This window comes from Roseibium sp. (assembly GCF_050301095.1).
Taxonomy (GTDB): Bacteria; Pseudomonadota; Alphaproteobacteria; order Rhizobiales; family Stappiaceae; genus Roseibium.
The window spans coordinates 11764-37692 of record NZ_JBNKYW010000052.1 but is presented as its reverse complement, the minus strand read 5'-3'; the positions used below and the strand labels follow the sequence as shown (position 1 = coordinate 37692).

Sequence of the window (25929 nt, the reverse complement as noted above, 5' to 3'; positions counted from 1 at the left end):
TCGTACTGCTCCCGGTATTTGCGCACGATGTAGAGCGCGACGATGTTCAGTCCGAGGGTCACAACAAAAAGGGTCATGCCGAGCGCGAAGGCAACGAGCGCTTCCGGCGAGGCAAAGTCGTTGTCGCCTGTCAGCTGGCTGACGATCTTCGCGGTGACCGTCGTCATGGCTTCGAGCGGGTTGGCGCTGAGCCGGGCCGCGGCCCCTGCCCCAAGCACCACGATCATGGTTTCACCGATAGCGCGCGAGGCCGCCAGCAGGATGGCGCCGACGATCCCCGGCAGGGCAGCCGGCAGGATCACCTGCTTCACCGTTTCCGAATGAGTGGCGCCAAGGCCAAGCGAACCGTCACGCATGGTCTGCGGAACCGCGTTGATGATGTCGTCGGACAGCGAGCTGACGAAGGGGATCAGCATGATGCCCATGACGACACCTGCGGTCAGAACCGAGGACGCCCCGGACATCCAGTCGACGCCGAGCGCGCCGCCGTTGCCGAAGGTTTTCATGAGCAGCGGACCGACCGTCAGCAGGGCGAAGAGACCGTAGACGATGGTCGGAATGCCGGCCAGGATCTCGAGCAGCGGCTTGGCTACCGCACGCACATGGGAGGATGCGTATTCGGACAGGTAAATCGCGGCAAAGAGCCCGATCGGAACGGCGACGGCCAGGGCAATCAGCGAAATATACATTGTTGCCCACATCAGCGGCACGATGCCGAGCGCCGACCCGCCACCGAAACTCGGCGACCATGTCAGCCCGAAGAAAAAGTCGGCCGCAGGGTAAATGCGGAAGAATTCGACCGTATTGAAGATCAGCGACAGGACAATGCCGAGTGTCGTCAGAATGGCTATGGAAGCTGCGCAAACCAGCGTGTAGCGGACAACCGCCTCCACGACGTTCCGCGCCCTGAAATCCTTGTTGGTACGCAGAAGCCCAAGGCCAAGGCCGGCAATTGCCAGGGCAACGACACAAATTGAGCGCCAGAACGTGCCGATGGCGGAAATGCTGCGGTACGCCTGGGCGGCCTGCAGCGTTTCGGCGGTCACTTCGGAACCGAGCGCCACGCCCACCTCTCCGAGACGGCCGCGGACGTCCGTCAGTTCGTTGCGGATCGAGGCGGCCTCTTCAACGCTCAGTACCCCCTCGGAGACGGCCAGGTCGAGACCATTGGCCACGCGAACCACGTCGCTCATGACAAGGCCCAGCGAACTTGTGGCGATCGTCTCCTGGGAAATTTTCGACGAGACCTGATTGTCCAGGACGATCGGCTGGGCAATCAGCCAGATCACCAGGAGCATCATGGCCGGCAGCAGGGTCGAAACGACAACGTTCCAGCCGTAATAACCGGGCAGGGAGTGAAGCTTGCGCACGTCGAAACCTGCGGAACTCATGGCTTTTCTGCGACCGGCGAAATATCCGGCGACTGACAGGAGCAGCAGCGTAACGAGAGTAATTGGAAGTGACATGGCCCGACCCAACCGGCAGAAAGACGAGAAAGGGCGGCCGGAACCGCCCTTTCGGACTGGATGTGCTTAGTTGCCCATCACTTCTTCAGCTTCGATCGAAGCCTGGGTAGCGGCCAGCTCCGGGTCGGCAACAAGGCCGTACTGGGCCAGCGGGCCTTCAGCACCGGCGATCTCGTCGGAAACGAAGAACTGAGCGTATTCCTTCAGACCCGGGATAACGCCGATGTGTGCCTTTTTGATGTAGAAGAACAGCGGACGGGAAACCGGATAGTCGCCGGACGCGATGGTCTCCGTAGACGGAGCCACACCGGACATCGTCGCAACTTTCAGCTTGTCGGTGTTGTTCTCGTAGAACGCCAGACCGAACACGCCGACGCCGTTCGGGTTGGAGTCGATGCGAGCCAGGGTCTCGGTGTAATCGCCGTCGATGTCAACGGACTTGCCGTCGGTGCGGACAGCCATGCAGGCTTTCTCGGCGGCCTTCTTTTTCGCCTTGTCGCTGTCGCCTTCGGCAACTTCCAGGAACTTCTCGAAAGCGCCCGTTGCTTCACAGCCCGCCAGGAGAACCTTTTCTTCGAAAACCTCACGCGTGCCGTGCTTGGTGCCCGGAATGAAAGCGGCAATATCGACGGCCGGCAGGTCGCCGTTGAAGTCGGCCCACTGGTTGTACGGGTTGTCGACCAGCTCGCCGTCCTTCAGGACCTTGGCGCCGAGAGCATTGAAAAGATCAGCCGGGGCAAACGCGGTGAAGGCCGGGCCGTCCTTCTGGGAGGCGAACACGATCCCGTCGTAGCCGATGCGCACTTCGATGATGTCTTTCACGCCGGCTTCGGCACAGGCCTTGATTTCCTTGGCCTTGATCTTGCGGGAAGCGTTGGCGATGTCGATCGTGTTTTCACCGACACCGGTGCAGAACTTCTTAAGGCCGGCGGAGGAACCACCGGATTCAACAACCGGGGTCGGGAAGTCGGTGTTTTCGCCGAAAGCTTCGGCAACGATGGAAGCGTAAGGCAGAACCGTGGAAGAACCGGCAATCTGAACCTGGTCGCGAGCCTGAGCTGCGCCAACAAATGCAGTGGAAGCAACAGCCAGAGCAGTTGCGCTAACGAGGGTCGTAAATTTCACTTGACCACTCCCTTTGAATGTCAAGGTTTCGAGATGATCGCCGGGCACTGATTTGCTCGGGCGATGGCCGGAACCTAGGCTCCATGGATGAGAGTTCTATGACAGTTTCTTATCAGTTTTGTGACGCTTTAAAGCGTTGTAATCTCTAAACTATTTTTATTGGTGACTTTTTGCTGTCATTTGCGAACGGGATTTGTGACCGCGACTCTCTCCCGACTTTCGTCCAGACGACGAAAGACGCCGCCGAACCTCGGGCAAGCTCGACCGGGAGGTCGCTTGTGGCATTGGGAGTATGAAGTCGGGGGTATCGCGGTTCGTCCGCGGCCCTCCTGTCACTGCGTCTTGCGCGTGCCGTTCAGGTCCATCAGCTTGCTGATCCTGGCCACTTGTTCTTGCCGCACCTCAACCGCCAGGGGGATCAGCCCCTTTCCCGCCAGATAACCTTCGTCTCCCCAGGCCGCTTCGCTGGTGAAGGCCGCGACATAGGTCTCAAGCCCCGGAACAACGCCAAGATGCTCGCTCTTGACATAAAAGAACAGCGGGCGGGAGACCGGATAGGCGCCGGAGGCAATGTTTTCGAAGGTCGGCTCGACACCATCGATGCCGACGCTTTGGATCTTGTCGAGGTTTTTCTTCAGGAACGAGTAGCCGAAAATGCCGACCGTCACCGGATTTGCCTCAAGCGCCCCCACGATCAGGTCGTCATTCTCCCCCGCCTCGACGAAACTCCCGTCGCGCCGGATCCTGGTACATTGCTCTTCCGTCATCTTCCCGGCGGGCTTGCAGCCCTTTTCCAGAACGAGCTCGACAAAGGCATCGCGCGTGCCGGACGTCGGCGGCGGTCCGAGAACCTCGATTTTTTCCTGCGGCAGGGAAGGATCGATATCCGACCAGGACATGTTCGAATTGTCCCGGCCGTCCTTGCCTGCCGGCAGCTTTTCCGCAAGTGCCTGGAAAATCTGATCGATGGTCAGCGTGAATTTGGGCCCACGCTTCGAGTTTGCCAGGACGATGCCGTCGTACCCGATCCTGACTTCCAGAGGTGTCACGCCATTGGTCCGGCAGGTTTCAAGCTCATCAGGTTTCATCGGGCGGGACGCATTGGTGATGTCCGGTGTATTTTCGCCGGTGCCACTGCAAAACAGGGCGAACCCCGCACCCGAGCCTGTTGATTCAACGATGGGAAATTTCATCTCTTCGCCGCCGACCGTTTCGGCGACCGCGGTCGCAAAGGGAAACACGGTGGAAGAGCCCACGATGAGGAGACGGTCCCGGGCCTCCGCTGCGGGATGTCCAAGAATGAGGGCGCATGAAAAAATTGCACCGGCAGCGAAAAGTCTTGCCACGAAAGAACTCCCCTTCAAATGCCCGGGCAATTGGCCTCTCCGAGTTTCGGCAGGCGCGTCCCCGTCCGGTCCAGAGTTATCGGTCCCGGGTTTCAGTATTGCGACAGAAAAGGCAGAACCTCAGGCGGAGGCTTTTTCAGCAAGTCCGCTTGAATTTTCAAGAGCCGGCAATTTCGCCTTGAAAGTCGCCCCCTTGCCCGGTTCGCTTTCAATCTCCAGCCGCCCCCTGTGCCGTGTCAGGATATGCTTGACGATCGCAAGGCCAAGGCCCGTCCCCTTCATGGCGCGGCTCGATTCCATGTCGATCCGGTAGAAACGTTCAGTCAGACGCGGCAGATGCTCAGGTGCAATTCCTTCACCGTAGTCCGTCACGGAAAGTACCCAGAACTGCTCATCGGCGGATACCTCCTGCTCAGCAAGAACGACGTCCACACGTTTGCCGCTGTTGCCGTACTTCAGCGCATTTTCGATCAGGTTTTCCGTCACCTGAATGAGTTCGTCCCGGTCCCCCTGGATCTTTACCGGTTCGTCCGGCACCTGAACCCGGATGTCGACATCCAGGTCCTTGGCCATCGGAGCCAGGGCGTCCTTGGAATGGCGAATGATCTCTGTCAGATCGACCAGATTCTCCGGGCGCACATGGGCTTTCAGCTCGATCCTTGAGAGCGACAGGATATCGTCGATCAGACGCCGCATCCGCCCGGCCTGTTCCAGCATGATAGACAGGAACCGGTCGCGGGCTTCCGGATCGTTGCGGGCCGCCCCCTGAATTGTCTCGATGAAGCCGGTGAGCGACGCCAGCGGCGTGCGCAGTTCATGGCTGGCATTGGCGACGAAATCGGTGCGCATGCGTTCCAGCCGGCGGTTCTCCGTCTGGTCCTGGATAACCACCAGGATGAAATCCGGCAGTCCCTGCCCGGGTTCCGATCCGCCCGCACCCGGCATGTAGATCGGTGCGATATGAGCTTCATACCAGCTTTCGGTCGGCACCTTCTCGATCCAGTTGATCCGCTCCGTTCCGCCGGTGGTACATACCCGGTCGAATGCCTCCAGCAACGACGGTGCGCGCAGGGAAAAGGACAGGGGCGCGCCGGGTTTCACGCCACCATATTTGGCCTGGGCCTGAGTGTTGACGTAGCGGGTGATCCCGCGTCCGTCGGCAACGAAACAGGGCGACGGCAACGCATCCACCGTCACCTTCATGCCGGTCCCCGGCCACATCCTGCGGATTTCGCGTTGCGCGCTGAGCTTGACCCGGCGGCTGGCCGCCTTGCGCGGGGGGAAACCGGCCAGCAGAACCAGCACCGCGAAAAAACCGGCAGCAGCCCAGACCGGCACTTCAAGCGCGAGCACGGCGTAGGCTGCGGCAATCAGCACAGCCAGCAATATCCAACGAGCTTCCCCGATCCGGGTCAGCGGTGAAGCGGCGGCCTGAGGTTCCGAGGCCTCCTCGTTGGGCGATGGGGACAAGGTCATGGATGTTGTTCAGCGATTATCGTCAGGTGGTCCCGGGCTGCAAAGGCACTCACTATTTCGGTGTCTCAGCATTTGTGCAAGAGCGACGTCCGGATCGAACGTCAGATGAGCAGGACACTTGCCGCCGTTCCATCTTGCGTCTTTCCGCCGCGATCGAAGCTCTCCCCTACCACGGCAAACATGTCAGCAAAGCGACAAAACTGCTTTTCCTGCTCAGCTTTTCAGGCAGTTGGAAGAGACCGAACGACGGGTCAACGCCAGACCGCGGTTTTCGCCGCTTCCTGGAGGTTCCTGATGATCCGCGGCCAGCCTTCCGGCTGCTGCATGTGCCGGAGATAAGCCTCGCCGAATTCGCCGTGCCGGAGGAACTCGGTATGCACGATTTCCAGTCTGGTGGCATCCGCCATTTCCCGGAAATTGACCATCACCCGGCTGGCGGCGGCCGGGTCAGCGATTTCCGTACCGTCCTGCGCAACCTGCCAGGCAAGGCGGACGAACAATGGATCCTCGATCGAAAGAACGGTTCCCCAGATCCGCCGCCGACCCTCTTCATCGGTTTCATAGCAGCTGCCGCCCGCAAAGGGGTCAATTCCCGCGTCGACGCTGCCGTTCTCCCCGCTGAAAGGCCAGGACCACCACAGCTCGGTCCGGTCGACGAACAGCGAGAACGCCCGCTCCCGGTTCAGATCGATCGTGCAGTCAAAGCGGCATTCCGTTTCTTGTGTCATCGCCTTCCGCCAAGATGTCGCCGGGACCGCGCACGGCCCGTTCCAATCCACTTGCCACTGTCCCATAGATAGGCACGGATTGGCAAAGTTCCGGTTCCCTATCCTGTTCGAACGTCAATTCAATGACACCGCCCTGGCCTTTCAGGACTTCCAGAAGCGGAGGCCGCGCGGGTCGCCTGGCCGGTTTCTGGCCCAACCGGTTTCAAGTTGCATTCCACGGCGAACCGCTCCACTTTCGGCTGTCGCAGTACCCACAACGCCTTCCAATGGCAAGCAGATTTACAGGTTCCGACACCGGGCATGAAACACAATCGAGACTTTGATCCGCGTTACGGGGAAGCGGTCGAACTGACCTCCGGCTTGCGGCGCCTGACCGCCAGAAACCCGAGCCCGTTCACGTTTTTGGGCACGAACACCTATCTCATCGGGACGCGCCGGCTCGTAGTTGTCGACCCGGGACCGAACCTGGAAGAACACGTCGGCGCCATCTTGAAGGCGGCGGAAGGGGCCAGGATCGAGGCAATCGTCGTCAGTCACACCCATGCAGACCACTCTCCTGGGGCCCGCCTTCTGAAGGAACGAACAGGCGCACCGATCGTCGGCTGCGGTCCTCACCGTGCGGCCCGCGACCTTATGGAAGATGAAGTCAATCCGCTCGACGCCAGCGGCGACAAGGAGCATGAACCCGACACGCTACTCGGCGACGGCGAGGTCTTGAGGGCCGCCGGACTGTCGCTGGAAACCATCGAGACCCCCGGCCACACGGCCAATCACCTTTGCTTTGCCCTGCCGGGTGAAAACATTCTCTTCTCCGCGGATCATGTCATGGGCTGGGCAACCACGATCGTCGCTCCGCCGGACGGAAGCATGCGGGACTACATGGCCTCGATCGAGAAACTGCAGCACCGTCCGGAAACCTGCTATCTGCCCGGGCACGGCGGCGAAATCAACAACGCCCTCGACTACGTCCGTGACCTGAAACAGCACCGGTTGAGCCGGGAAGCCAGCATTCTTGCCGAGTTGAACCAGGGCTCCCGGACGATTCCGGAAGTCGTTGCTGCCCTTTATGCGGATGTCGACCCGAGACTGCACAAGGCCGCAGGTTTGTCGGTCTTTGCCCATCTGGAAGATCTTGTCGGACGTGACCTTGTTACCGCGTCGCCCCGCCTTTCCCTGTCATCCAGCTTCAGCGTGGCATCACGCTGACAACCCAGTCCGCGACGGAAAGCGCCGCCGGACCCCGCTTAGCCTTCCAGGTCGCTCAGCCGGAGATCGTCGGCTGAAGGATCTTCTTCCTCTTCGAAATAGGGTTTGAACGCCGGTAGCGGTATGGTCTCGCGCGGCTCCTCCAGCGGCTCGGACGGCAGCTCCGCATCCTCCAGTTCGCTCTCCTCGACGGTCAGCCTGTCGAGATCGCCGTAGGTTGCCAGCAGAACCTGATCTATTTCCGCGAAGAGGTTGCGGATGTTGTCGCGGTTCCCCTGCAGGTCCCTGAGGGGGGTGCGCGACCTCGACCGGACATCGAGCAGGGCTCCAACCGGATCCGGCCGGATACGCAAGGCAATGTCGTGCTTCAGGCCCAGTATCCGCGTGGCCTCTTCTGCCTGCAGCCGTGTGGGAGCATCCAGAAGGTCGGGCGGCAATTCGTCGACGACCGTCCAATGCAGCGCCGCGAGCGCCTTGGCGCTGGCGGTGTGCAACTGGGCCGGAGCAATCCGGTATCTTCGCGGCACGATGTCGGAATAAAGCGGTTCCTTTCCCGCTGCTGGCTGACTGATTTCCGCGAGTTCCAGAACCGCCGGCCAGATCTCCCCGGTCATCCGGTCGTTAAGCCATGTCAGGAAAGGCTGGTTTGCCTCAACCGCCCGGATTTTCACCAGAGGCGGATCCACCCGGTCGGTAGACAGGTCGTTCGCACCGCCATGGGTCACCAGCATGGAAAGGACCAGGGCAGGCGGAACAAGCGCCAGAGTCGCCAGAAAAACGCCGCCAAGCGCGGACGGCAAACCGGGGCCGCCATAGGTCCAGATGCGCTGGAATGCCGTGATTGCAAGGAGGACGGCCGTGATTGCAATGAGCGCGGCCGCCAGGAGTGACAGGACAAAGACATCTGCTTCGATCAGGCCGAAGCGCTTGGCCAGAAACGCGGTCACGGCCAGCGCCAGGGCAACCGCCCCCGTCGTCCGGCTGGCCGGCGCCGAAGAAGTCTTGTGAACGGCGTAGCGCTTCATCTCATCCCAACCCGAACCGTTGATCTGTCCGCGAGTTGCGCGCGGCAGCAGGCAGTTGTCCTGATTGTTTCTTTAATTACAGGATAAATGTCAAAAATGAACTTCACTTCAACGGCACACTCAACATACCTTGAGCACAATGGAAAGGAGAATCGGGGCGGGCTGAAATACGTGCCGGGTCAAAACGCGGGACTGCCTGCCGGAAGCGGAATGCAAAAACCGGGAATGCGTCTCTCAGCACTCGTCAAGCCGGGCGCTGTCAATATCTGCGGCTGCTATCTTCTGGCCATGTCGGCGTTTCTTTCGCCTGTCGCCCTGCTGTTTGCAACACGGTTTGCCGAACCCGAGTTGCAGCATCACCGTGCGCATTATTTCTACATCAGGACCACCATCGCCCTGCTGGTGATCGGATCTTGCCTGGGTATCCTGATGATCGTTCTCGGCGCGTCCCTGTCCACCCTCCTCATCCTGGCGGGACTGACGGTGTTGTTCCTGACGGCAATCCTGACCCTGGCCCGTTGCCTCAGCGGTCTGGTCCGGACCTTTCGCGGGCTTCCTCCGAGAAATTACCGAAGTTATTTGGTGTGAACTTCTTCCAATCCGCTATTTACAATCCCGATTTGGCGACAAGTTAACAATTCATTACCTAAGCCATTCAAATTCCTGTCGATATCGTTACATCTTGTCATCGTTTTTGACTGGCTGAATTCCCGATGTGGGCGCATGCTTGGGTATCCGGAAAAGGTTTGGACGGTTTCGTGTGCGGACTGCCCTTTGTTTGCCTTAATTGGATACGACATGCACTTGTGCCCGCGGAATTACGATAGGACAACCAGACAGCGGGCACTGGAAAAAACGGACTTGGGAAAATGTCTCAGCAAACTGCCCGCCCGACTGCAACAACAGCGATTGATGCCAAGCTGATCAATCACTACAAACCGGTCGGCATTGCCGCGCTTACGGCCGCGGCCTTGTGCAAAGGCACGGGCAAGAAGACCAATTCAGGCAAGTAAGACGCCTTCTGCGCTCCACCCGTTTCCTTCGCTTCGCGCGACGGGCAGCGCTCCGGCATCGCGTCACCTGCTACCGTACAAGGCAGGCCTGGCCGTATGAACCAGGCTGCTGGCGGTCTCCTTCCTTTCGGACGGAGACGGTTGCCGCGAAATGGTCTCTTGGGCAAACTGCCTCCACCCCGGACGCACTGCGTCCTTCCGGAGATTTGCCCAAATGATCATTGCCTATTGCCCTTCGGTCAAAGGCCTGGAGCGTGTTGAACTGGCTCCAGGCGCACCGTTGCCGGCCACCTCCGTCTGGATCGACCTTGTGTCGCCAACGTATGAGGAACAGCTCTCGGCTGAAAAGCTGATGGGTGCTGAAATACCCACCCGGGAAGAGATCGCCTCGATCGAGACCTCCGAACGTCTTTATGTGGAGCCGGGCGCCGTCGTGATGACCGCACAGCTTCCGGTCGCCACAAGGACGATCGACCCGTCCCTGTCCTCCGTAACCTTCGTCCTGAACGCCAAGCGACTGGTCACCGTCCGCTACGGCGAGCCGAAATCCATTGAGCTATTGAACCGGAAGGTCCAAAACGACACGACAATCGCGCACCGCGGCCCGGCCGTCTTTTTCGCCCTGCTGGACATCATAGTCGACCGCTGCGCCGATGAAATGGAAAATGCCTCCGCCCGCTATGACGCCCTTTCGCTGGAAGTATTCGGTGACGGCCTCAACACCCGCAAGACGGCCAGCTATCAGGTTGCCATCAAACGCCTCGGCCTGATCGGCCTTCATGTGTCGAAAATGCACGACGTCTGTACCAGCCTTCTGCGCGTGATGCTGTTCCTGAGCACTCATGCCAAACGCCTCGGCCTGAGCGAGGAGCAGACCTCAGACTGCAAGATGTACAGCCGCGATATTCACTCCATCAAGGAACACGGCGACGCGCTGGACAACAAGCTCAACTTCCTGCTGGATGCGACCGTCGGTCTCGTCACGCTGGAACAGAACCAGATCTCGAAGATCTTCACCGTACTCGGTCTCGTCTTCCTGCCGCCAACACTGATCGCATCGATCTACGGCATGAATTTTTCGAACATGCCCGAACTCAAGTGGGAGCAGGGCTTTGCCTTCTCCCTCGGGCTGATGTTCGTTTCCGTCGTCGCAACGTTCCTGTTCTTCCGCTGGAAAAAACTGCTCTGATTGAAGGAACCGGCCTGGAGCACCGTATTACGGATAAAGCCGTTCCTTCGACCAGGGATGTTCCGGCGTTTCCCGCGTGAAAAGGATCCGGTCATGCAGGCGGAACGGCCGGTCGTGCCAGAACTCGATGGACGTCGGCACCAGGCGCATTCCTGACCAATGCTCCGGCCTCGGGATATCGCCGATGCCGAACTTCGCGGTGTATTTCGCAACTTCCTTTTCCAGCGCAAAACGGCTTTCCAGCGGGCGGGACTGCTTGGAGGCCCAGGCCCCGATCCGGCTGCCGCGCGGCCGGGACCGGTAATATTCATCCGCATCTTCCGCAGAGACCTCGGTCACCGGGCCGCGGATCCGGACCTGCCGCCGCAGGGATTTCCAGTGAAAACACATGGCCGCCTTGCCCGCGGAAAGCAGTTCGCGGCCCTTTGTGCTTTCGAAATTCGTGTAGAATACGAATCCCCGCTCATCGAAGTCTTTCAGAAGAACCATCCGCACGTTCGGCAGGCCCGCGTCGTCCACAGTTGCAAGCGCAACGGCGTTGGGATCATTCGGTTCCGACCCTTTGGCGTCTTCAAGCCATTCATGAAAAAGGTCAAATGGCTCCGCCACCTCCGTAAAGTCACCTTTTGTTAACTCTTCGGGAGGATGTTTGAGATCTGTCATGAAAAAACCTGTCGAAGAACTCGGCGGCCTGGATCGCGGCAAGGATCTGCCTGACCGATGGGGAACTGTGCAATAGATGCGTCGTATCCGTTCATATACTGCCGGTGACATCAAGTTCCAACACCTTGTGCCTCTGCTTCTGGTTTTCGCTCCGCTGGTGAGCGGTTGCAGCCAGATCGAGGTTCCGGTGGGCAGCAACAACGTCGATACGCCCACCATACTGACCGGATCGATCCAGTCTTCCACAGATATCGCCTATTCAGACATCAGCGCCGAGGACCGCTCCGCGATTTCGCGCAACCTTGATGTCATCGCACCCAATCTGGACAACGGGACCGTCACCGCGACGCTTACCCTGCCCTGGCTCAATCCGCTCAGCGGAAATTCCGGCACGCTGTCCGACATCGACGGCACCTCGCTGAGCGAGACCGGCTGTGTCTCCTTCAGGACCACCGCCAACACCATTGCCGGCATCAAGCTTTATTCCGGCACTGCCTGCCGGGACGTGACGCAAAAGTTCGCCGTCACCGGGCTTGCGGTCGCAGACGCTTGATCCCACGGGAAAACCCGCTACAAACGCCTGAATCTTCAACGGCAAGGAAAGACTGGAATTTTTCCGGAATCATCCCGATATTGAAGACAAGTCCGGTCGTGCCCGGCCTCATTGGAAATCGCCTGCTCTTCAGCCGGTATTAAATCCGGAGCGGTTTCGCATGTGGGTCGGCTGACCGGAAAATCTTGGAAACCAGGTGATACGAATGCGTGATCCCTACAGCGTTCTCGGGGTGGCAAAAAATGCCAGCGAGAGCGACATCAAAAAGGCCTTCAGAAAACTGGCCAAAAAATACCACCCGGATCAGAACAAGGACGATCCGGGGGCGCAGCAGCGTTTTTCCGAAGTGAACCAGGCCTATGAAATCGTCGGCGACAAGGACAAGCGTGCCAAGTTTGACCGCGGCGAGATCGACGCGGAAGGCAAGCAGCGTTTTCAGTCCCATGGCTTCGGCGGCTTTTCCGGTTTCGACGACATGGGAGCCCAGGGCGGAACGCGTGGCTTCAGGTCGTCCGGTGGCGCTGGCGGAAGCGCGGGCGGTTTCGACGATATCCTGAACGACATCTTCGGCAGCTTCGGTGGCGGCCGGGCACGGTCAGGGCCTGGAGCCGGGGCTCACCCGGGTGCCGGATTTGCAGGTGGCGCCCGCGCCAAACCGCAACCCAGGCCCAAGGGCAAAAACGCGGAGATCGTCACAAGGATCTCGCTGGAGGACATCGTCAATTCCGGAAAGGCGCAGGTCACGCTGCCAAGCGGCAAGACCGTGAACGTCACCCTGCCAAAGGGTGTCGAGGAAGGCGAAAAGATCCGGCTCAAGGGTCAGGGTCATCCGGGCGAGACCGGCGGCCCTGCCGGCGATGCCATGGTCGAGGTCCGGTTCCGGCCGCACAAGCTTTTCGAGGTCAAGGGCTCCGACCTTCATCTCGACCTGCCGCTCACCCTTTACGAGGCCGTACTCGGCGCCAAGGTCAGAACGCCCACCCTCTCCGGTGCGGTCAACCTGACGATCCCGGCCAATGCGTCCAGCGGCAAGATCATGCGGCTCAAGGGCAAGGGCCTGCCGACCAAGACCGGCGGTCACGGCGACCTGCTCGTCAAGCTTCAGATCGTCCTGCCGGCGAACGGAGACGGCGAGCTGGAGACCCTGATGAAGGCCTGGAAAGAGGTCACCCCCTACCGGGCCCGCGGGCCGGAGTTCGACTGACACCCCAGAAAGCGCCGTGCCGTGCGGACACCACCGCATGGCACGCTCTTCACCAGTCCAGACCGCAAGCCGAGGGGTTCAAGGCAAGACCTCGCCTGGCGGCAACCGGCCACCTTCGGCCCGGTGCCGGTGTCAGCCTTGCAATTCCTCGAGCAGCTTGGCCAGAACGTCCATGCCCTTGCCCCACCCCATGTCGAGGCCGCTGATAGCTCCGGCAAAACAATCGATTTCTGCCCTGCTCGCTTCGTGCGGCGTCCATACCAGCCGGACGTCTGTCTGATCGCCGTCCTGGTCGAAGATAACAGTTGTCAGCAGGACCCGGGGCCAGTCGGGCATCATCGGATTTGAAATCACCCGCCAGTTTTCATCGGAAACCGAGTGAAGCCAGACCAGCTTCTCCGGCCTTGCAACTTCCTTGAACTCAACCCGTTGGTAATGGGATGCACCGCCGTATTTCATCTCATTGAGCCACAAGCCGCCCGGCTGGACCTCAAGCTTGTGAATGACGGTTTCGACACCCGGGCCGTACCACCGCGACAACAGATCCGGCTCGGTCCAGCTTCGCCAGACAAGTTCCCGTGGCGCATTGAAACGTCTTTCAAGAATGAATTCGAGCAAACTCACGACAATACTCCCTAACGATCGGTGTTCTTCAGTTCCTCCAGAAGATCATCGAGTTGATCAAAGCTCGACGACCAGAAAGTTCTGAATTTCTCCAGCCATGCCACCGCATCCCGCAAAGGCGCGGCATTCAGCTTCGCCGGCCGCCGTTGCCTGTCAGACGCACGCGTAACCAGTCCCGCTTTTTCAAGAACCTTGAGATGCTTTGAAACAGCCGGCTGGCTCATTTCGAACGGCGCGGCAATCTCGTTGACAGACGCCTCCCCCGCCGCCAGACGCTTCAGGATTGCCCGCCGCGTGGGGTCGGCCAGTGCCGCGAAGACGGCATCGAGATCCGGCCCTCCATCTTTATAACCACTTAGTTCCATAACAATATGGTTATATTAAAAACGACAGCAACGCAACCTGCGGGACTTGTTTTACATAACGAGTTATATATCTTGTTATGTAAAAGGAGCCAGACATGGTTGAAGACGTTGTCGCCTCGCTGGGGTATGCCACCCTTGGCAGCCGACTGAAACGGATTGGTGAGAAGTTGCAGGCCCAGACCCAGGAGCTCACCGCCGGGCTGGCCGGCACGGACCTGCCGACGCCGCACAACCCGGTTCTGGCCGCGCTCGACCTGAACGGCCCTTTGAGCATCGGAGACCTGGCGAGGGCGCTCGGCCAGAGCCAGCCGGGGGTCACCCGCATGGTCAACAGGATGAAGACGGCTGGCCTTGTCGAAGCCGAGCAGGGCACAATCGACAGACGAGTGAGCACGATCGCCCTGACGGACGAGGGGCTCCGGCTCGTTGCCCATTTGAAAAAAACGCTCTGGCCTGCCGTCAGTCTGGCCGTGGAAGACGCCTGTCTTGGCCTGGACGGTCCATTGCTGGATCAGCTCGCCCGCCTCGAAACGGCTCTCTCGGAAAGGACGCTGAAGGATCGGACCGTAAGCGGGCAGCTGCCGGACTGGCAGGCTCTCATCAACAACAGGGAGGCAAGAAAATGATCAAGCGGATCTGGCACGGCTGGACCACACCTGAAAACGCCGACGCCTATTTCCGGGTGCTGACGAGTGAAGTCATCCCCGGCATCGAGGCCAAGGCCATTCCCGGTTACCTCGGCATCGAGGTTCTGCGGCGTGAGGTGGAGGACGAGGTGGAATTGGTCACCATCATGAGTTTCCAGTCCCTCGACAATATCATCGCCTTCCAGGGACCGGACTATGAACGCTGCTACGTTCCGGATGTTGCCAAAAAGGTGCTGAAACGCTGGGACCTCACTTCGCAGCACTACGAAGTCAAGCACGCGCGCAGTTACGGATGAGCAGAACATGTCACAGCTCCTGAACCGGGCCGTCTGGTCCGCGCTGACCACACGGCAATCCGGCTTTTGCGAAAACGGTACCCTGGCAAGGCGCTTCGATCCCGCAGTCTCCCCCTTTGCGGCCTCCAGGGACAATTCGAGGGAGGCCCTTCAGGCGCTCGCGGAGCTGATCGGACCTGAGGGCGACAGGGTCTACCTGCTACAGGCGGAAGAAATTGCACTGCCGGAAACCCTCGAGGCGGAAATCACAGCGCTCGGCGTACTGATGACGGAACGGAGCGCGGCCCCGGCGCCGGACGGGAGCGAGGGAATTGTTCCTCTCGGGCCGGAGGATATTCCGGAAATGGTCGCGCTTGCGGAACTGACCAAACCCGGCCCCTTCACCTCCAGGACCCCGGACCTTGGGCCGTTCTGGGGCATCCGGTGCGGAGACCGGCTGGCGGCGATGGCCGGCACCCGGCTCAACCTCGACGGCCATCGGGAAATCAGCGGCATCTGCACTCACCCCGATTTTCGCGGGAAGGGACTGGCAAAGACGCTGACGGTGCATGTGGCAGCAAGCATTCGCGCGCAGGGCGACACACCGTTCCTGCATGCCTATGCTGACAATCACGGGGCGATTGCGCTCTACCGCAAGCTCGGCTTCGAGATCTGGAGCGAGGTCAATGTTGCCGTCGTCCGGCGTAAGGACTGAGTGCGAAGCCGGACCGGCTTGAAACGTCTACAGATGTCGGCCACACCAGATGGTTCCCCCGGATCCGCCGCCTTGTTCGACAAGAACCGGCCGGAACCCGCGGGCGGTCCAGAATTTGAGGCCGGCCGGGTTGCGTTCACTGACGCCGGCATGGACAGCACTGACGCCCTGCTCCCTCGCCGCGCCAAACCAGGCTTCCAGCAACCTCGAACCGACGCCCTTTCCCTGGGCGCGGGGCAAGAGGTTCATGTGAATATGTGCCGGATAATCCAAGGCGACCTGACCGGGAACAGAAGCCGGATGGAACAGGGACCAGATCAGAAGCTCATCCGCCGTCCATCCTGACCGGTCGCCTTCGGGTTCGTCATGGGTGCGGCGCAGATCCGGCCACCATTGCGCCTCCATGCGTTCCTCAAAGGCGCGGGTATCCGCCGTACCGACCGCATAACCCAGCACCCCTTCCCGGTCCACGGCGACAAAGCTGATCTGCCCGGCAAGCACGATATAGGGCGCAGCAAAGACATGTCCGATCAGCTTCGGATCCCGGTAAAGCGCACTCGCGTCCCGGCCGCTGTCGCCGGTCTCAAGGCAGATCCGGTAGACCGCCTCGAGGTCTTCCGCACGAGCGGGACGAATGGCGGCATCCCCCGTCACAGATCCTTCAGCCCGTACCACCAGTAGGCTCCCTGAAGATAGAGTTTACGCAGGAAGGGCAACGGAAACTTCCGGAACGGCCGTTGCAGCGCCACCGGAAGATCCTGCTGTCGCACGGTTCCGGTGATCATCCCTGCGATCTTCTCACCCGACAGGGACGCCATGGCCACGCCGCTGCCGTGCCAGCCCATGGCGGCATAAACGCCTTCCATGCCCGGCACTTCGCCGACGAAAGGCGTCAGGGTCCGGGCAAGGCAAACATGGCCGTACCATGTGTAGTCCGCCTCGATGCCCGACCAGGCCGGGAACATGGTGTCGAAATCGGACCTTGCCCGTTTCTGCATCGCTGCGAGGGCCGTCGGATTTTCGAAAAGGCCGCCGCGCGTTCCGAACAGAAAACGCCTGTCGGGCATGAGGCGGAAATAGTGCAACAGGGTGCGCGTGTCGGAGGCCATTGTCTCTGTGGTCCAGCCCTGGGCCGACAGTTCCCCGTCGCTCAGGGGACGGGTGACCAGGATGGACGACATGACCGGCATCGTGCGGCCGTGAAGCCATTTCGGTACGTCTTCCCGCGCATAACCGTTTCCGGCCAGCATGATCTTTCTGGCTCGCACCACGCCGTGTTGCGTCTCCGCCTGCCAGCGGTCGCCGTCCCGTTCAAGCGAGCTGACCGGCGTCTTGCCGAAGATCTTGCCGCCGGCCAGGCGCACCTGCTCACCCAGGGCCTGAACATAGGCCATCGGGTTCAGCGCGAAACCGTAGGGCACCAGCATGCCGCCATGGAACTCCGGGCCGCCGTAGCCCTCCGCATCCAGTTCCTCCTTGCTCAACAAGGTGGGTTTGATGCCGAAATTTTCCTTCAGGAAAGCTGCTTCGGATTTCAGCCTGGTGAAATCCTTCGGCCGGTGCGCAAGTGCAATCTCTCCCCTGGAATGACGGCTGGCATCGACGCCCCAGCTGTCCAGCCTTTGGGCGACCAGGTTCACGCCGGCTACTTGATAGGCGACGAACTTGCGGGCTTCTTCGAGGCCGAACTTGCGGATCAGCTGATGGTAATCGAGTTTCGTGCCGCCAAGGCAGCAGAAGCCGCCATTGCGCCCCGATGCCCCGTAGCCGACATGCTCGGCTTCCAGCACGCAGACGGAAACGCCGGACTGCGCCAGTTTCAACGCCGCGCTGAGGCCGGCGATACCACCGCCGATGATGGCGACATCGAACTGGGCGTTGCCGATCAGTTGCCGGTCCGGTTTCGGCTCGGGAACGCTCGCCTCCCAGTAGCTGCCGATTGTCTGCCGGTTTTCCGTATTTGTTTGTAGCATTTTCAGATACCGAACCTGTCTCGCAACGAGAACCATGTCATAGCCAGAACGAGCAGCGGAAACCGTAATCGGTCGCCACCCGGAAAGGTTGGAATTTTGAGCCGTTCGAACGCATCGAAGCGACCGGCGGTCCCGGTCACCGCTTCGGCCAGGATTTGGCCGCCGAGCGTTGCCATCGCGACGCCATGACCGGAATAACCCGATGCCGTAAGCATGTTGGGTGCCAGCCGCGCAAAATAGGGCATGCGTTTGGGCGTGATCGCCAGCGTGCCACCCCAGCCGTAGTCGATCCCGACGTCTTCCAGCTGAGGGAAGATTTCCAGCATCGGCCCACGCACGAACGACCTGATGTCTTCCGGGAACCGGTAGCCGTAATTCTCGCCGCCCCCGAACAAAAGCCGCCGGTCGGCCGACAGCCGGAAATAGTTGATCACGAACTTGCTGTCGGCAACGGCGACATTGTCTCGGATGAGCTTCTGGGCCTGGTCCTCGGAAAAGGGCTCCGTGGCGACGATGAAGTTGTTGATCGGCATCACATGGGCCGAGGTTTCCCTGTCGAGGCGGCCGAGATAGCCGTTGCAGGCAAGGATCAGATGATCCGCCCGCACCTCGCCGTGCTCCGTCCTGACCGTGATCCGCTTCCCGCCCTTTCCCTCGATAGCCGTGACGCGCGTTTCCTCAAAAAGCCGCGCCCCGGCCGCTTCCGCCGCCTGACCGAGGCCAAGCGCGAAATTCAACGGGTGCAGATGTCCGGCGCCCATGTCCAGCGAGCCGCCGTGGTAGCGCGGACTGCCCACCAGCTCGCCGATCTCCTCACCGCCGACAAAGCGGATGTCTTCATAGCCGTAAACAAGCCGGAGGTGTTCGACATGATCCCGGCTGTCCTCCACGAAACTCTTGCGGTGATCGGCGTGAAGAATGCCGGGCCTGTAATCGCAGGCTATGTCGTGACGGGCAATCAGGTCCTTGACCAGGGCCTTGGAGTCTTCCGCCAGTTCCCACAGCAGCCTTGCGTGGGCCTTGCCGTGACGCTCTTCGAGCACGGTCTGGTCCACGCGCTGACCGGATCCGACCTGACCGCCGTTGCGGCCCGAGGCGCCCCAGCCAAGCCGGTTGGCCTCCAGCAGAATGACATCGAGACCGCGCTCGGCCAGATGAAGCGCTGCGGATAGCCCCGTATAGCCGCCACCGACGACGCAGACACTGCACCCATGCGCACCTTCAAGCACGGGATGCGAAGTCTGCCGGTTCGCCGTCGCGGCATAATAGGACGGTGCGTGCTGACCGGGCGTGTCGTTCGCCGTCAGCAGATCAAGCGCAGAAAGCATGTCCGCTCGCCCCCTCCCGTTGTATCTTTATTGTGTTCGAGGCTTTGAACGGGTCGCACCTTCCCTTTTTCACGGACCGGTTTCAAGATTAAAACGGTCCGGGGAGGTCAGGTTTTGCTTGATTCTGCAAGCTCTTGGGGCTCCCCTAACGGAAGATGGCGTTCGTTCGCCCTGCCCAGATGATGCAAAAGGAAGGCAAAACTGTGTTTGGACCCGTAGAACATCCCTGGTTCGATCCGCTCTGGCGGAGGATCGTGCTTGTCGCCTTCTGCGCCTGCTGGACCGGTGTGGAATATTATTTCGGCAACACGACCTGGGTCTACATCATGGCGGCAATCACCGCCTATGCAGGCTGGGCCTATCTTGTTGCCTACAAGGGTCCGGACGATCCGGACCGCAAGACCCGCCCGCGGATGGAAGACAATGAGGGTTGAGCCGGAACGCTCACTACATCGGCAACGCCTGGCGTGGCTGTCCGTCCTGCTTCTCATCGCAATGGCCGGGGGGCTTGGAGGTCAGGCGATTGCTCAGGAAACCTTGCAGGCGTCACCGGCAGCGCCCATGCACGCAGATCCCGTCCAGGATGTTTTGAACCGGCGCTGCGTCGTCTGTCATGGCTGTTATGACGCGCCCTGCCAATTGAAACTGTCCTCCCCGGACGGATGGCTGAGAGGCGCCAGCAAGACCCCGGTCTACGCCTCCTCCAGGCTGGAGGACGCCCCGATGACCCGGCTTGGCATCGACGCAAAGACCTTGCCGGCGTGGCGGCGGAAGGGTTTCTTCTCCGTCACGTCCTCCGACGGCGGCCAATCCGTTCTCGAACAGCTGCTGCGCGCCGGGCGGAACAACGGCTTTGAACTGGGTGCGCCCCTGCCTGACACGCTGGATATCGGCATCCTGAGAAAGAACACCTGTGCCGCCCGCTCCGAAGTGGCGGACTATCTCTCCGATCATCCGCAGGGCGGCATGCCCTTCGCTATGGCACCGCTGCCGGAAGCGGATTACCGGCGTCTTCTGGACTGGGCCGCCAGCGGCGCCCAGGCACCGGCAGGCGAGGCCGTACTGCCCGAAGAAGTTATCGCGCAAACCCGGGCCATAGAAACCTTCTTCAATAAGGACGATATAAAATCGAAGCTGGTGGCACGGTATATATATGAACACCTGTTCCTGGCGCATCTGCATCTGGAAGGAGACGATCCCGGCCGTTTCTTCCGCCTGATCCGTTCGCGTACCGCCCCCGGCAAACAGGCGGACGAAATACCCTCACGCCGTCCGTTCGATGATCCGGGCGGAGCGTTTTTCTACCGGATGGTTCCCATTAATGGCACCATCCTTCACAAGGAACACATGGTCTACGAGATCGGCCCGGAGCGGCTGAAACGCTACCGAGACCTGTTCCTTGCCCCGGACTGGACCCCGGCCACCCTGCCCACCTATTCGAGCGATGCGGGCGGCAATCCGCTTTCCACCTTCCGGGCAATCCCGGCCCGAAGCCGCTACAGCTTCCTCCTCGATGACGCCCTTTTTTTCGTCCGCTCCTTTATCCGTGGCCCGGTCTGTTACGGCCAGGTCGCGGTGAACGTCATCGAGGACCGGTTCTGGGTGTCCTTCCTGGATCCCGATGCAGATCTTTCAATTACCGATCCGGGTTTCCTGAAAGACGCGATCCCGATCCTGGAATTGCCCGTTGCCCAGTCGGACGGCAAACTGAGCGGACGGCTGAAGAGTTTTCTCCTTCTCGGTCCGGTCAAATACCAGCAATTCCGCCAGGAGCGTTATGCGCTCAAGGCTTCCGGAACTGGCGGACCGGCCTACGCGGACATCTGGAAGGGTGATGACAGCCGGAACAGCAAGGATGCCCGGCTGACCGTCTACCGCAATTTTTCCTCCGCCTCCGTCGTCAACGGGTTTGTCGGAAGCGTGCCGGAAACCGCATGGGTAATAGATTTCCCGCTGTTCGAGCGGATCTACTACAATCTGGTGGCCGGGTTCGATGTTTTCGGCAATGTCGAACACCAGCTCACCACACGGATCTACATGGACAGCCTGCGGCGCGAGGGCGAGCGGATGTTCCTGTCCTTCCTGCCACCGAAAGTCCGCGAGCCTCTGCATGACAGCTGGTACGAGGGCACCTTCGTCAATCTGCTGGATCTCTGGAAGGAAAGCGACCTCGATACGGTGTCGCCGTCGGGTATCTCCTTCAAGACGGACCGGCCGATGGCCGAATTCCTGACCGGACTTCTCGACGTTGAGCCACAGCGTTGGCCTGCTACCGATCCGATCAACCGGTGCCATGGGGTGGACTGCGCCGCACCGGATACCGTTGCCGGCCGGTTGCGGCCGCTCACGGAAACCCCGGCTCCGTTTGCCCGGTATCTTCCCGACATTGCCATCCTGATCGTCGAAACCGGTGATAAGGACGAGATTTTCACCCTGGTGCACGACGAAGCCCACAGCAATGTCGCCTTCCTCTTCAACGAGGACCTGCGCCGGGAGCCGGAAAAGGACGCCCTGACCGTCGTCCCGGGCCAGTTCAGCAGCTATCCCAACTTCATTTTCCGGGTTTCGGAGGATGGTCTCGACGGCTTTGTTGAAGAGGTCCGGACGATCCGCAGCCAAACCGGGTACCTCGAGCTGGTCAACCGGTACGGTATCCGCCGAACCCATGGCGAGTTCTGGTCCCTGTTTGACCGGATACAAGCTGCGCTCATGGCTCAGGACATATTGCAGGCCGGGCTTCTGGACCTCAATCGGTACGACGATCCGAAACTCTCCGACCCCATCGAGCGTCTGTTCGAGTTCACTTTCTCTTCGGACTAGGTCGCGGATCGCTCAGACGCCGCCGAGTTCCCCGATCATCCAGTCGCAGAAAATCTGTGCGTCCGGGCTCAGGCTCTGGCGCGGGCCGGAGGTGACGAGAAAATAGCTGTGCCGGCTCTTGAGGCGCCTTTGCGAAGACCGGACCAGCCGACCGCTGTCGAGATAAGGCTGCGCGAGGGTTTCCAGGACAAGCGCATGTCCGTGCCCCAGCGCAGCGAGCTCCAGCGCCGAGAGGGTCTGGTCCACTTGAAGTCCGTTACGCGGTGGAACGGCCTGGCCGAAGGCCCGGAAGAAACTCTCCCAGGTATCGATCACGCCCATGATGTCCAGCCGGGCGGCTTCGCTGAGCGCCGCAAGATCTTTCCTTTCCGGGTCCAGGGCCAGATCTGGATGGCAAACCGGGATGATGGGATCGTTGAGAAGAAACGTCACCACCCCGTCCGACCAGTTGCCGTCGCCGAAACGGATATCGATGTCGAACAGGTCCGGATTAAGCGTCTCCGCCCAGGACGCGGAAATCATCTGCAGGTCGATGCCGGGATAAACCTCCTGAAACCCTCTGATCCGCGGGATCATCCAGAGATGGCCGAAACTGGCCAGGCAGCGGAACCTGACCGGTTGCCGGTTGCGCTCGCCAAATACGGAAACCGTCGCGATGGACAGATCCGAAAACGCCTTTTCGACTGTCGGCACATAGGTCTGGCCAAGCCGGGTCAGAACCAGCTCGCGGTGCGCCCGCTCGAACAAGGGATATCCAAGGTGCTGCTCCAGCTGGCGCACCTGGTAGCTGACGGCGGCGGGCGTGATCAGCAGTTCCTCCGCCGCGCGTGTAAAATTGCCGAGCCGTGCAGCAGCCTCAAAGGCACGAAGCCACGGCAAGGGAGGCAGATGATAAGCCATGCGGACGGTATTCCATGTTCGTGATGACCTGTTCGACGTTGACCGTTTCACTGGTTCAAGCTGTGCAAACAAGTTCCTTCTTCAAATTTTTTCAAGGTTATACCAAATGATTTTTCGTTTCAGGATTTCCGGCGTTTCCCGGAAACTTCACCGCAAGCGTTTGTCTTCTGGCGGTGTGGCGCATGCAACAGGTCGACTACATCATCGTTGGTGCCGGCTCCGCCGGCTGCATTCTGGCCGAGCGCCTGAGCGCCGACCCGCAAACCACCGTGTTGCTGCTGGAGGCCGGCGGAACGGACGCTTCCCCCTGGGTCTCGCTCCCCATCGGCTACGGCAAGCTCAACGCCGACCCCAGGCGGACATGGCGCTATATGACGGAGCCCGACGAGGGGCTCGCAGGCCGTAGCATTACCTGGCCGCGCGGCCGTCTTCTGGGCGGGTCCGGCTCCATCAACGCCATGGTCTATTGCCGCGGACTGCCGGGCGATTTCGACGACTGGGAAGCCTCCGGTGCGATGGGCTGGAGCTGGCGTGGTGTCCGGCCGGTCTATGACCGGCTTGAAACGAAGGTCGCACCGAATGGCCAGAGATCGGGCAGCGGCCCCATCCATGTCCAGGACGTCAAGGACCAGATCCACAAGGTCAACCGGCACTTTTTCGCGGCGGCCAGGGAACTGGGCCTGCCCCTGACGGACGACTTCAACGGCGAAGCGCCCGAGGGCTGCGGCATATATGAGATCAACACCAGAAACGGCAGGCGGTGTTCCTCCGCGCAGGCGTTCCTGCGCCCGGCCCGCGCCCGGTCCAATCTGATCGTGCGAACGAATGCCCAGGCACGGCGCATTCTGTTCGTCGGCACGACCGCGGCCGGTGTCGAACTTGAAACGGGGGAGCAGCTTCTCGCCCGCCGGGAAGTGATCCTGTCGGCAGGCGCCATCGGCTCGCCCCAGCTGCTTCAGGTCTCCGGCATCGGACCTGGCGCATTGCTTCAGGATCTCGGCATTCCGTTGGTCCATGCCAACAGCAACGTCGGTGCCAACCTTCAGGATCATCTGGCGGCGAACTTCACTTTCAAGGCCAGGGAAAAGACCCTGAACGCCGTCTTGCGCCCATTCACCGGGCAGGCGCTGGCGGCCCTGCAATATGCCCTCACCCGCAAGGGGCCACTCGCCCTTTCGGTGAACCAGTGCGGCGGTTTTCTGCGCTCGCGCCCTGACCTGACACGGCCCGACCAGCAGCTTTATTTCAACCCCATAAGCTACCGGCTCGTGCCTTCAGGCAACGGAACCCGCATCAAGGTCGATCCCTTCGACGGCTTCATCATCTGCGCACAGCCCGCCCGCCCCACCAGCCGGGGACGCATTGAAATCCAAAGTGCCGATTGCGCTGTTCCACCGAAGATCATGCCGAATTCGCTTGCCACGGAAGAGGACCGGAGAACCGTGATCGACGGTGGCAGGCTGTGCCGGAAGCTGATGAGCAGCAGGGCCTTGAGCGGTCTCGTCGAACAAGCTGTCGCGCCTGATCTCCTCAGCCTTGACGACGACGGAATACTGGCGGATTTCAGGGCGCGGGCCAGCACCGTATATCACCCCGTCTCCACGTGCCGCATGGGAGAGAACCGGGGAACCAGTGTTGTCGACAGCCGCCTGAAGGTCCACGGCGTGGAAGGTCTGCGTATCGTGGACGCCTCCGCCTTTCCCAACATCACCTCGGGCAACACCAACGCACCGACCATGATGCTGGCTCTGAAAGGGGCCGATCTCATACTTGAAGACCGGAGACAAACAGGAACATGACCGCCGAAGAGCTCGCAAAGGACTATCTGACATCCGGCAGGTTCCCCGATTTGCCGGACGGACATTTCATCGGCGGCCGCTTCACGCCCGCCTCCAACCGCAAGATGGCAAGCTTCGATCCCGGCCGGGCGGAGGCCTTCGCCGAGTTTTCCCTGGGCGATGACACGGAAATGGACCGCGCCATCGGCACGGCCGAAAAGGCCGCCCGCCACTGGCGGCAGGTCAAGCCCGCCGAACGCTGCCGCCTCCTGAACGACGTCGCCCGTATTCTCCGGGAGAACGCCGGCCGGCTTGCGGTCCTCGAAGTCATCGACAGCGGCAAGACCCTCGCCGAGGCATCCGGCGATGTGCAATCCTCCGCCCGCCTGTTCGAGTATTACGCCGGCGCTGCCGACAAACTCGACGGCCGCTCTGTCAATCTCGGCCCCGAATACACCGCCTTTACCGTGCGCGAACCGGTCGGCGTGACGGGGCACATCATCCCCTGGAACTACCCGACATCCACCTTTGCCCGTGGTGTCGCTCCGGCGCTGGCGGCAGGCTGCTCCGTCGTTGCCAAGCCTGCAGAGACCACCCCCTACACCGCGCTCGTCATGGCGGAGCTTCTGTGCGAGGCCGGCGTACCCGAAGGACTGGTCAATGTGGTAACCGGGCTCGGGACCGATGTCGGTGCCAAACTGGCCCGCGATCCGCGCGTGAAGCAGCTGACATTCACAGGCTCGGTTTCGACCGGCATCGACGTCGCGCGGATGACCGCCCCCAACGTCACCCGCCTGACCCTCGAACTGGGCGGCAAGTCTCCGCTGATCGCCTTCGAAGATGCGGATCCGGAAAAGGTTGCCGACGGGACCTATTGGGCGATCTTCTCCAATTCCGGACAGATCTGCTCGGCCGGGTCCCGTCTGATCCTGCACCGGGCCATCCGGGACGACGTGCTGGCCATCCTGACAGAGCGGGCTTTGAGGCTCAGGCCCGCGCACGGTCTGACCTCGCCGGAGATGGGGGCCATCAATTCCGCCCGGCATCTTGCCCGCATCAAGGCTCATGTCGATGCCGCCAGGGTGCGCGGCGCCAACATCCTGACGGGCGGGGATGTCACCACCGATTGGCAAACCGGCAAGGGCTGGTTCTTCCAGCCGACCGTGATCGCAGACCTCGGCCCGAAGGACCCTGCCGTGCAGGAAGAAATCTTCGGCCCGGTTCTGGCAGTGCAGACCTTCGAAACCGAACTGGAGGCCATTGCCCTTGCCAACGGCACTGACTTCGGCCTCATTGCCAGCGTCTACACGAAGGATGTCGGCCGGGCGATGCGGATTGCAAACGCCATGGACTGCGGCCAGGTCTCGGTCAATGATTACTGGGCAGGCGGACTGGAACTTCCCTTCGGCGGAAACAAGAAGTCGGGTTACGGCCGGGAGAAGGGCTGGGAGGGCCTCGACGCCTATACCAAGGTTAAGGCAATCACCATCAGCAACGCAGGCTAAGCGGA

The 25929-nt window shown here is 60.9% G+C and carries 26 protein-coding genes; 13 read left to right on the top strand and 13 right to left on the bottom strand.

The window, feature by feature from the left end:
• The 5 genes from pstC to ACQY7U_RS04465 form a co-directional block, all read right to left on the bottom strand.
• The coding region (gene pstC / locus ACQY7U_RS04485) for a phosphate ABC transporter permease subunit PstC (RefSeq protein ID WP_428642408.1) at positions 1-1466 on the bottom strand (1466 nt) is incomplete at its 3' end.
• Between the two features lie 66 nt (positions 1467-1532).
• The gene (locus tag ACQY7U_RS04480) at positions 1533-2591 is read right to left on the bottom strand and encodes a substrate-binding domain-containing protein (RefSeq protein WP_428642406.1); all 1059 of its coding nucleotides are present in this window, start codon (positions 2589-2591) and stop codon (positions 1533-1535) included.
• 332 nt (positions 2592-2923) lie between these two features.
• On the bottom strand, positions 2924-3937 hold the full coding sequence (locus ACQY7U_RS04475) for a substrate-binding domain-containing protein (RefSeq protein WP_428642404.1): 1014 nt from the start codon (positions 3935-3937) through the stop codon (positions 2924-2926).
• A gap of 120 nt (positions 3938-4057) precedes the next feature.
• Positions 4058-5413 (bottom strand): ATP-binding protein, encoded by a 1356-nt coding sequence (locus ACQY7U_RS04470; RefSeq protein ID WP_428642401.1) that lies wholly within the window; start codon positions 5411-5413, stop codon positions 4058-4060.
• A gap of 251 nt (positions 5414-5664) precedes the next feature.
• On the bottom strand, positions 5665-6141 hold the full coding sequence (locus tag ACQY7U_RS04465) for an SRPBCC domain-containing protein (protein ID WP_428642399.1): 477 nt from the start codon (positions 6139-6141) through the stop codon (positions 5665-5667).
• Positions 6142-6441: 300 nt separating this feature from the next.
• On the opposite strand from ACQY7U_RS04465, the gene ACQY7U_RS04460 reads away from it, so the two are divergent.
• Positions 6442-7347, top strand: a complete 906-nt coding sequence (locus ACQY7U_RS04460; RefSeq protein WP_428642397.1) for an MBL fold metallo-hydrolase — start codon at positions 6442-6444, stop codon at positions 7345-7347.
• A gap of 38 nt (positions 7348-7385) precedes the next feature.
• Here ACQY7U_RS04460 and ACQY7U_RS04455 read toward each other — a convergent pair whose 3' ends face one another.
• The gene (locus ACQY7U_RS04455; RefSeq protein ID WP_428642395.1) at positions 7386-8372 is read right to left on the bottom strand and encodes a DUF1499 domain-containing protein; all 987 of its coding nucleotides are present in this window, start codon (positions 8370-8372) and stop codon (positions 7386-7388) included.
• Between the two features lie 210 nt (positions 8373-8582).
• On the opposite strand from ACQY7U_RS04455, the gene ACQY7U_RS04450 reads away from it, so the two are divergent.
• The 3 genes from ACQY7U_RS04450 (at position 8583) to ACQY7U_RS04440 (ending at position 10574) form a co-directional block, all read left to right on the top strand.
• Positions 8583-8960, top strand: coding sequence for a hypothetical protein (locus tag ACQY7U_RS04450; protein ID WP_428642393.1), 378 nt, complete (start codon positions 8583-8585; stop codon positions 8958-8960).
• Positions 8961-9241: 281 nt separating this feature from the next.
• Positions 9242-9385, top strand: a complete 144-nt coding sequence (locus ACQY7U_RS04445) for a hypothetical protein (protein ID WP_428642391.1) — start codon at positions 9242-9244, stop codon at positions 9383-9385.
• A gap of 214 nt (positions 9386-9599) precedes the next feature.
• Complete coding sequence (locus tag ACQY7U_RS04440) at positions 9600-10574, top strand: magnesium transporter CorA family protein (RefSeq protein ID WP_428642389.1); 975 nt, start codon at positions 9600-9602, stop codon at positions 10572-10574.
• Positions 10575-10601: 27 nt separating this feature from the next.
• Here ACQY7U_RS04440 and pdxH read toward each other — a convergent pair whose 3' ends face one another.
• Positions 10602-11237: a pyridoxamine 5'-phosphate oxidase gene (gene pdxH, locus ACQY7U_RS04435; protein WP_428642386.1), complete on the bottom strand. Its 636-nt coding sequence runs from the start codon at positions 11235-11237 to the stop codon at positions 10602-10604.
• A gap of 76 nt (positions 11238-11313) precedes the next feature.
• Between pdxH and ACQY7U_RS04430 the strand changes: the two genes are divergently transcribed.
• Both ACQY7U_RS04430 and ACQY7U_RS04425 read left to right on the top strand, forming a co-directional pair.
• The gene (locus ACQY7U_RS04430; protein ID WP_428642384.1) at positions 11314-11790 is read left to right on the top strand and encodes an RT0821/Lpp0805 family surface protein; all 477 of its coding nucleotides are present in this window, start codon (positions 11314-11316) and stop codon (positions 11788-11790) included.
• A 205-nt stretch (positions 11791-11995) separates the two neighbouring features.
• Entirely contained in the window at positions 11996-12994 is a 999-nt protein-coding gene (locus ACQY7U_RS04425) for a DnaJ C-terminal domain-containing protein (protein ID WP_428642381.1), read from the top strand.
• A gap of 132 nt (positions 12995-13126) precedes the next feature.
• Here ACQY7U_RS04425 and ACQY7U_RS04420 read toward each other — a convergent pair whose 3' ends face one another.
• Positions 13127-13618 carry an SRPBCC family protein gene (locus ACQY7U_RS04420; protein ID WP_428642379.1) on the bottom strand — a complete coding sequence of 164 codons (492 nt, stop codon included), beginning with the start codon at positions 13616-13618 and terminating at the stop codon, positions 13127-13129.
• A gap of 11 nt (positions 13619-13629) precedes the next feature.
• Positions 13630-13983 carry an ArsR/SmtB family transcription factor gene (locus ACQY7U_RS04415; RefSeq protein ID WP_428642377.1) on the bottom strand — a complete coding sequence of 118 codons (354 nt, stop codon included), beginning with the start codon at positions 13981-13983 and terminating at the stop codon, positions 13630-13632.
• Between the two features lie 95 nt (positions 13984-14078).
• On the opposite strand from ACQY7U_RS04415, the gene ACQY7U_RS04410 reads away from it, so the two are divergent.
• Genes ACQY7U_RS04410 through ACQY7U_RS04400 form a run of 3 tightly spaced genes read left to right on the top strand, consistent with a single transcriptional unit; the run spans position 14079 to position 15620 of the window.
• Positions 14079-14609, top strand: a complete 531-nt coding sequence (locus ACQY7U_RS04410; protein WP_428642375.1) for a MarR family winged helix-turn-helix transcriptional regulator — start codon at positions 14079-14081, stop codon at positions 14607-14609.
• Positions 14606-14926 carry an antibiotic biosynthesis monooxygenase gene (locus ACQY7U_RS04405; RefSeq protein WP_428642373.1) on the top strand — a complete coding sequence of 107 codons (321 nt, stop codon included), beginning with the start codon at positions 14606-14608 and terminating at the stop codon, positions 14924-14926. The genes ACQY7U_RS04410 and ACQY7U_RS04405 overlap by 4 nt, the downstream gene beginning before the upstream one ends.
• A 7-nt stretch (positions 14927-14933) precedes the next feature.
• Positions 14934-15620, top strand: coding sequence for a GNAT family N-acetyltransferase (locus ACQY7U_RS04400; RefSeq protein WP_428642372.1), 687 nt, complete (start codon positions 14934-14936; stop codon positions 15618-15620).
• A gap of 27 nt (positions 15621-15647) precedes the next feature.
• Here the strand turns inward: ACQY7U_RS04400 and ACQY7U_RS04395 are convergent, their stop codons facing one another.
• From ACQY7U_RS04395 to ACQY7U_RS04385, 3 genes are read right to left on the bottom strand one after another with little or no spacing between them, the layout of a single operon-like run.
• Complete coding sequence (locus ACQY7U_RS04395; RefSeq protein ID WP_428642369.1) at positions 15648-16295, bottom strand: N-acetyltransferase family protein; 648 nt, start codon at positions 16293-16295, stop codon at positions 15648-15650.
• Positions 16271-17593 (bottom strand): NAD(P)/FAD-dependent oxidoreductase, encoded by a 1323-nt coding sequence (locus ACQY7U_RS04390; protein ID WP_428642367.1) that lies wholly within the window; start codon positions 17591-17593, stop codon positions 16271-16273. The genes ACQY7U_RS04395 and ACQY7U_RS04390 overlap by 25 nt, the downstream gene beginning before the upstream one ends.
• 2 nt (positions 17594-17595) lie before the next feature.
• On the bottom strand, positions 17596-18921 hold the full coding sequence (locus tag ACQY7U_RS04385) for an NAD(P)/FAD-dependent oxidoreductase (protein WP_428642365.1): 1326 nt from the start codon (positions 18919-18921) through the stop codon (positions 17596-17598).
• A gap of 203 nt (positions 18922-19124) precedes the next feature.
• Here ACQY7U_RS04385 and ACQY7U_RS04380 point away from each other — a divergent pair, with 203 nt between their 5' ends.
• Together ACQY7U_RS04380 and ACQY7U_RS04375 are read left to right on the top strand one after the other, a co-directional pair.
• Entirely contained in the window at positions 19125-19355 is a 231-nt protein-coding gene (locus ACQY7U_RS04380) for a hypothetical protein (RefSeq protein WP_428642363.1), read from the top strand.
• A complete protein-coding gene (locus tag ACQY7U_RS04375; RefSeq protein WP_428642362.1) occupies positions 19345-21741 on the top strand; it encodes a fatty acid cis/trans isomerase in 2397 nt (798 codons plus the stop codon). The genes ACQY7U_RS04380 and ACQY7U_RS04375 overlap by 11 nt, the downstream gene beginning before the upstream one ends.
• A gap of 12 nt (positions 21742-21753) precedes the next feature.
• Here the strand turns inward: ACQY7U_RS04375 and ACQY7U_RS04370 are convergent, their stop codons facing one another.
• On the bottom strand, positions 21754-22641 hold the full coding sequence (locus tag ACQY7U_RS04370) for a LysR substrate-binding domain-containing protein (RefSeq protein ID WP_428642360.1): 888 nt from the start codon (positions 22639-22641) through the stop codon (positions 21754-21756).
• 182 nt (positions 22642-22823) lie between these two features.
• On the opposite strand from ACQY7U_RS04370, the gene ACQY7U_RS04365 reads away from it, so the two are divergent.
• Both ACQY7U_RS04365 and ACQY7U_RS04360 read left to right on the top strand, forming a co-directional pair.
• The gene (locus ACQY7U_RS04365; RefSeq protein ID WP_428642358.1) at positions 22824-24440 is read left to right on the top strand and encodes a GMC family oxidoreductase; all 1617 of its coding nucleotides are present in this window, start codon (positions 22824-22826) and stop codon (positions 24438-24440) included.
• Positions 24437-25924: an aldehyde dehydrogenase family protein gene (locus ACQY7U_RS04360; protein WP_428642356.1), complete on the top strand. Its 1488-nt coding sequence runs from the start codon at positions 24437-24439 to the stop codon at positions 25922-25924. The genes ACQY7U_RS04365 and ACQY7U_RS04360 overlap by 4 nt, the downstream gene beginning before the upstream one ends.
• Positions 25925-25929 lie beyond the last annotated feature (5 nt).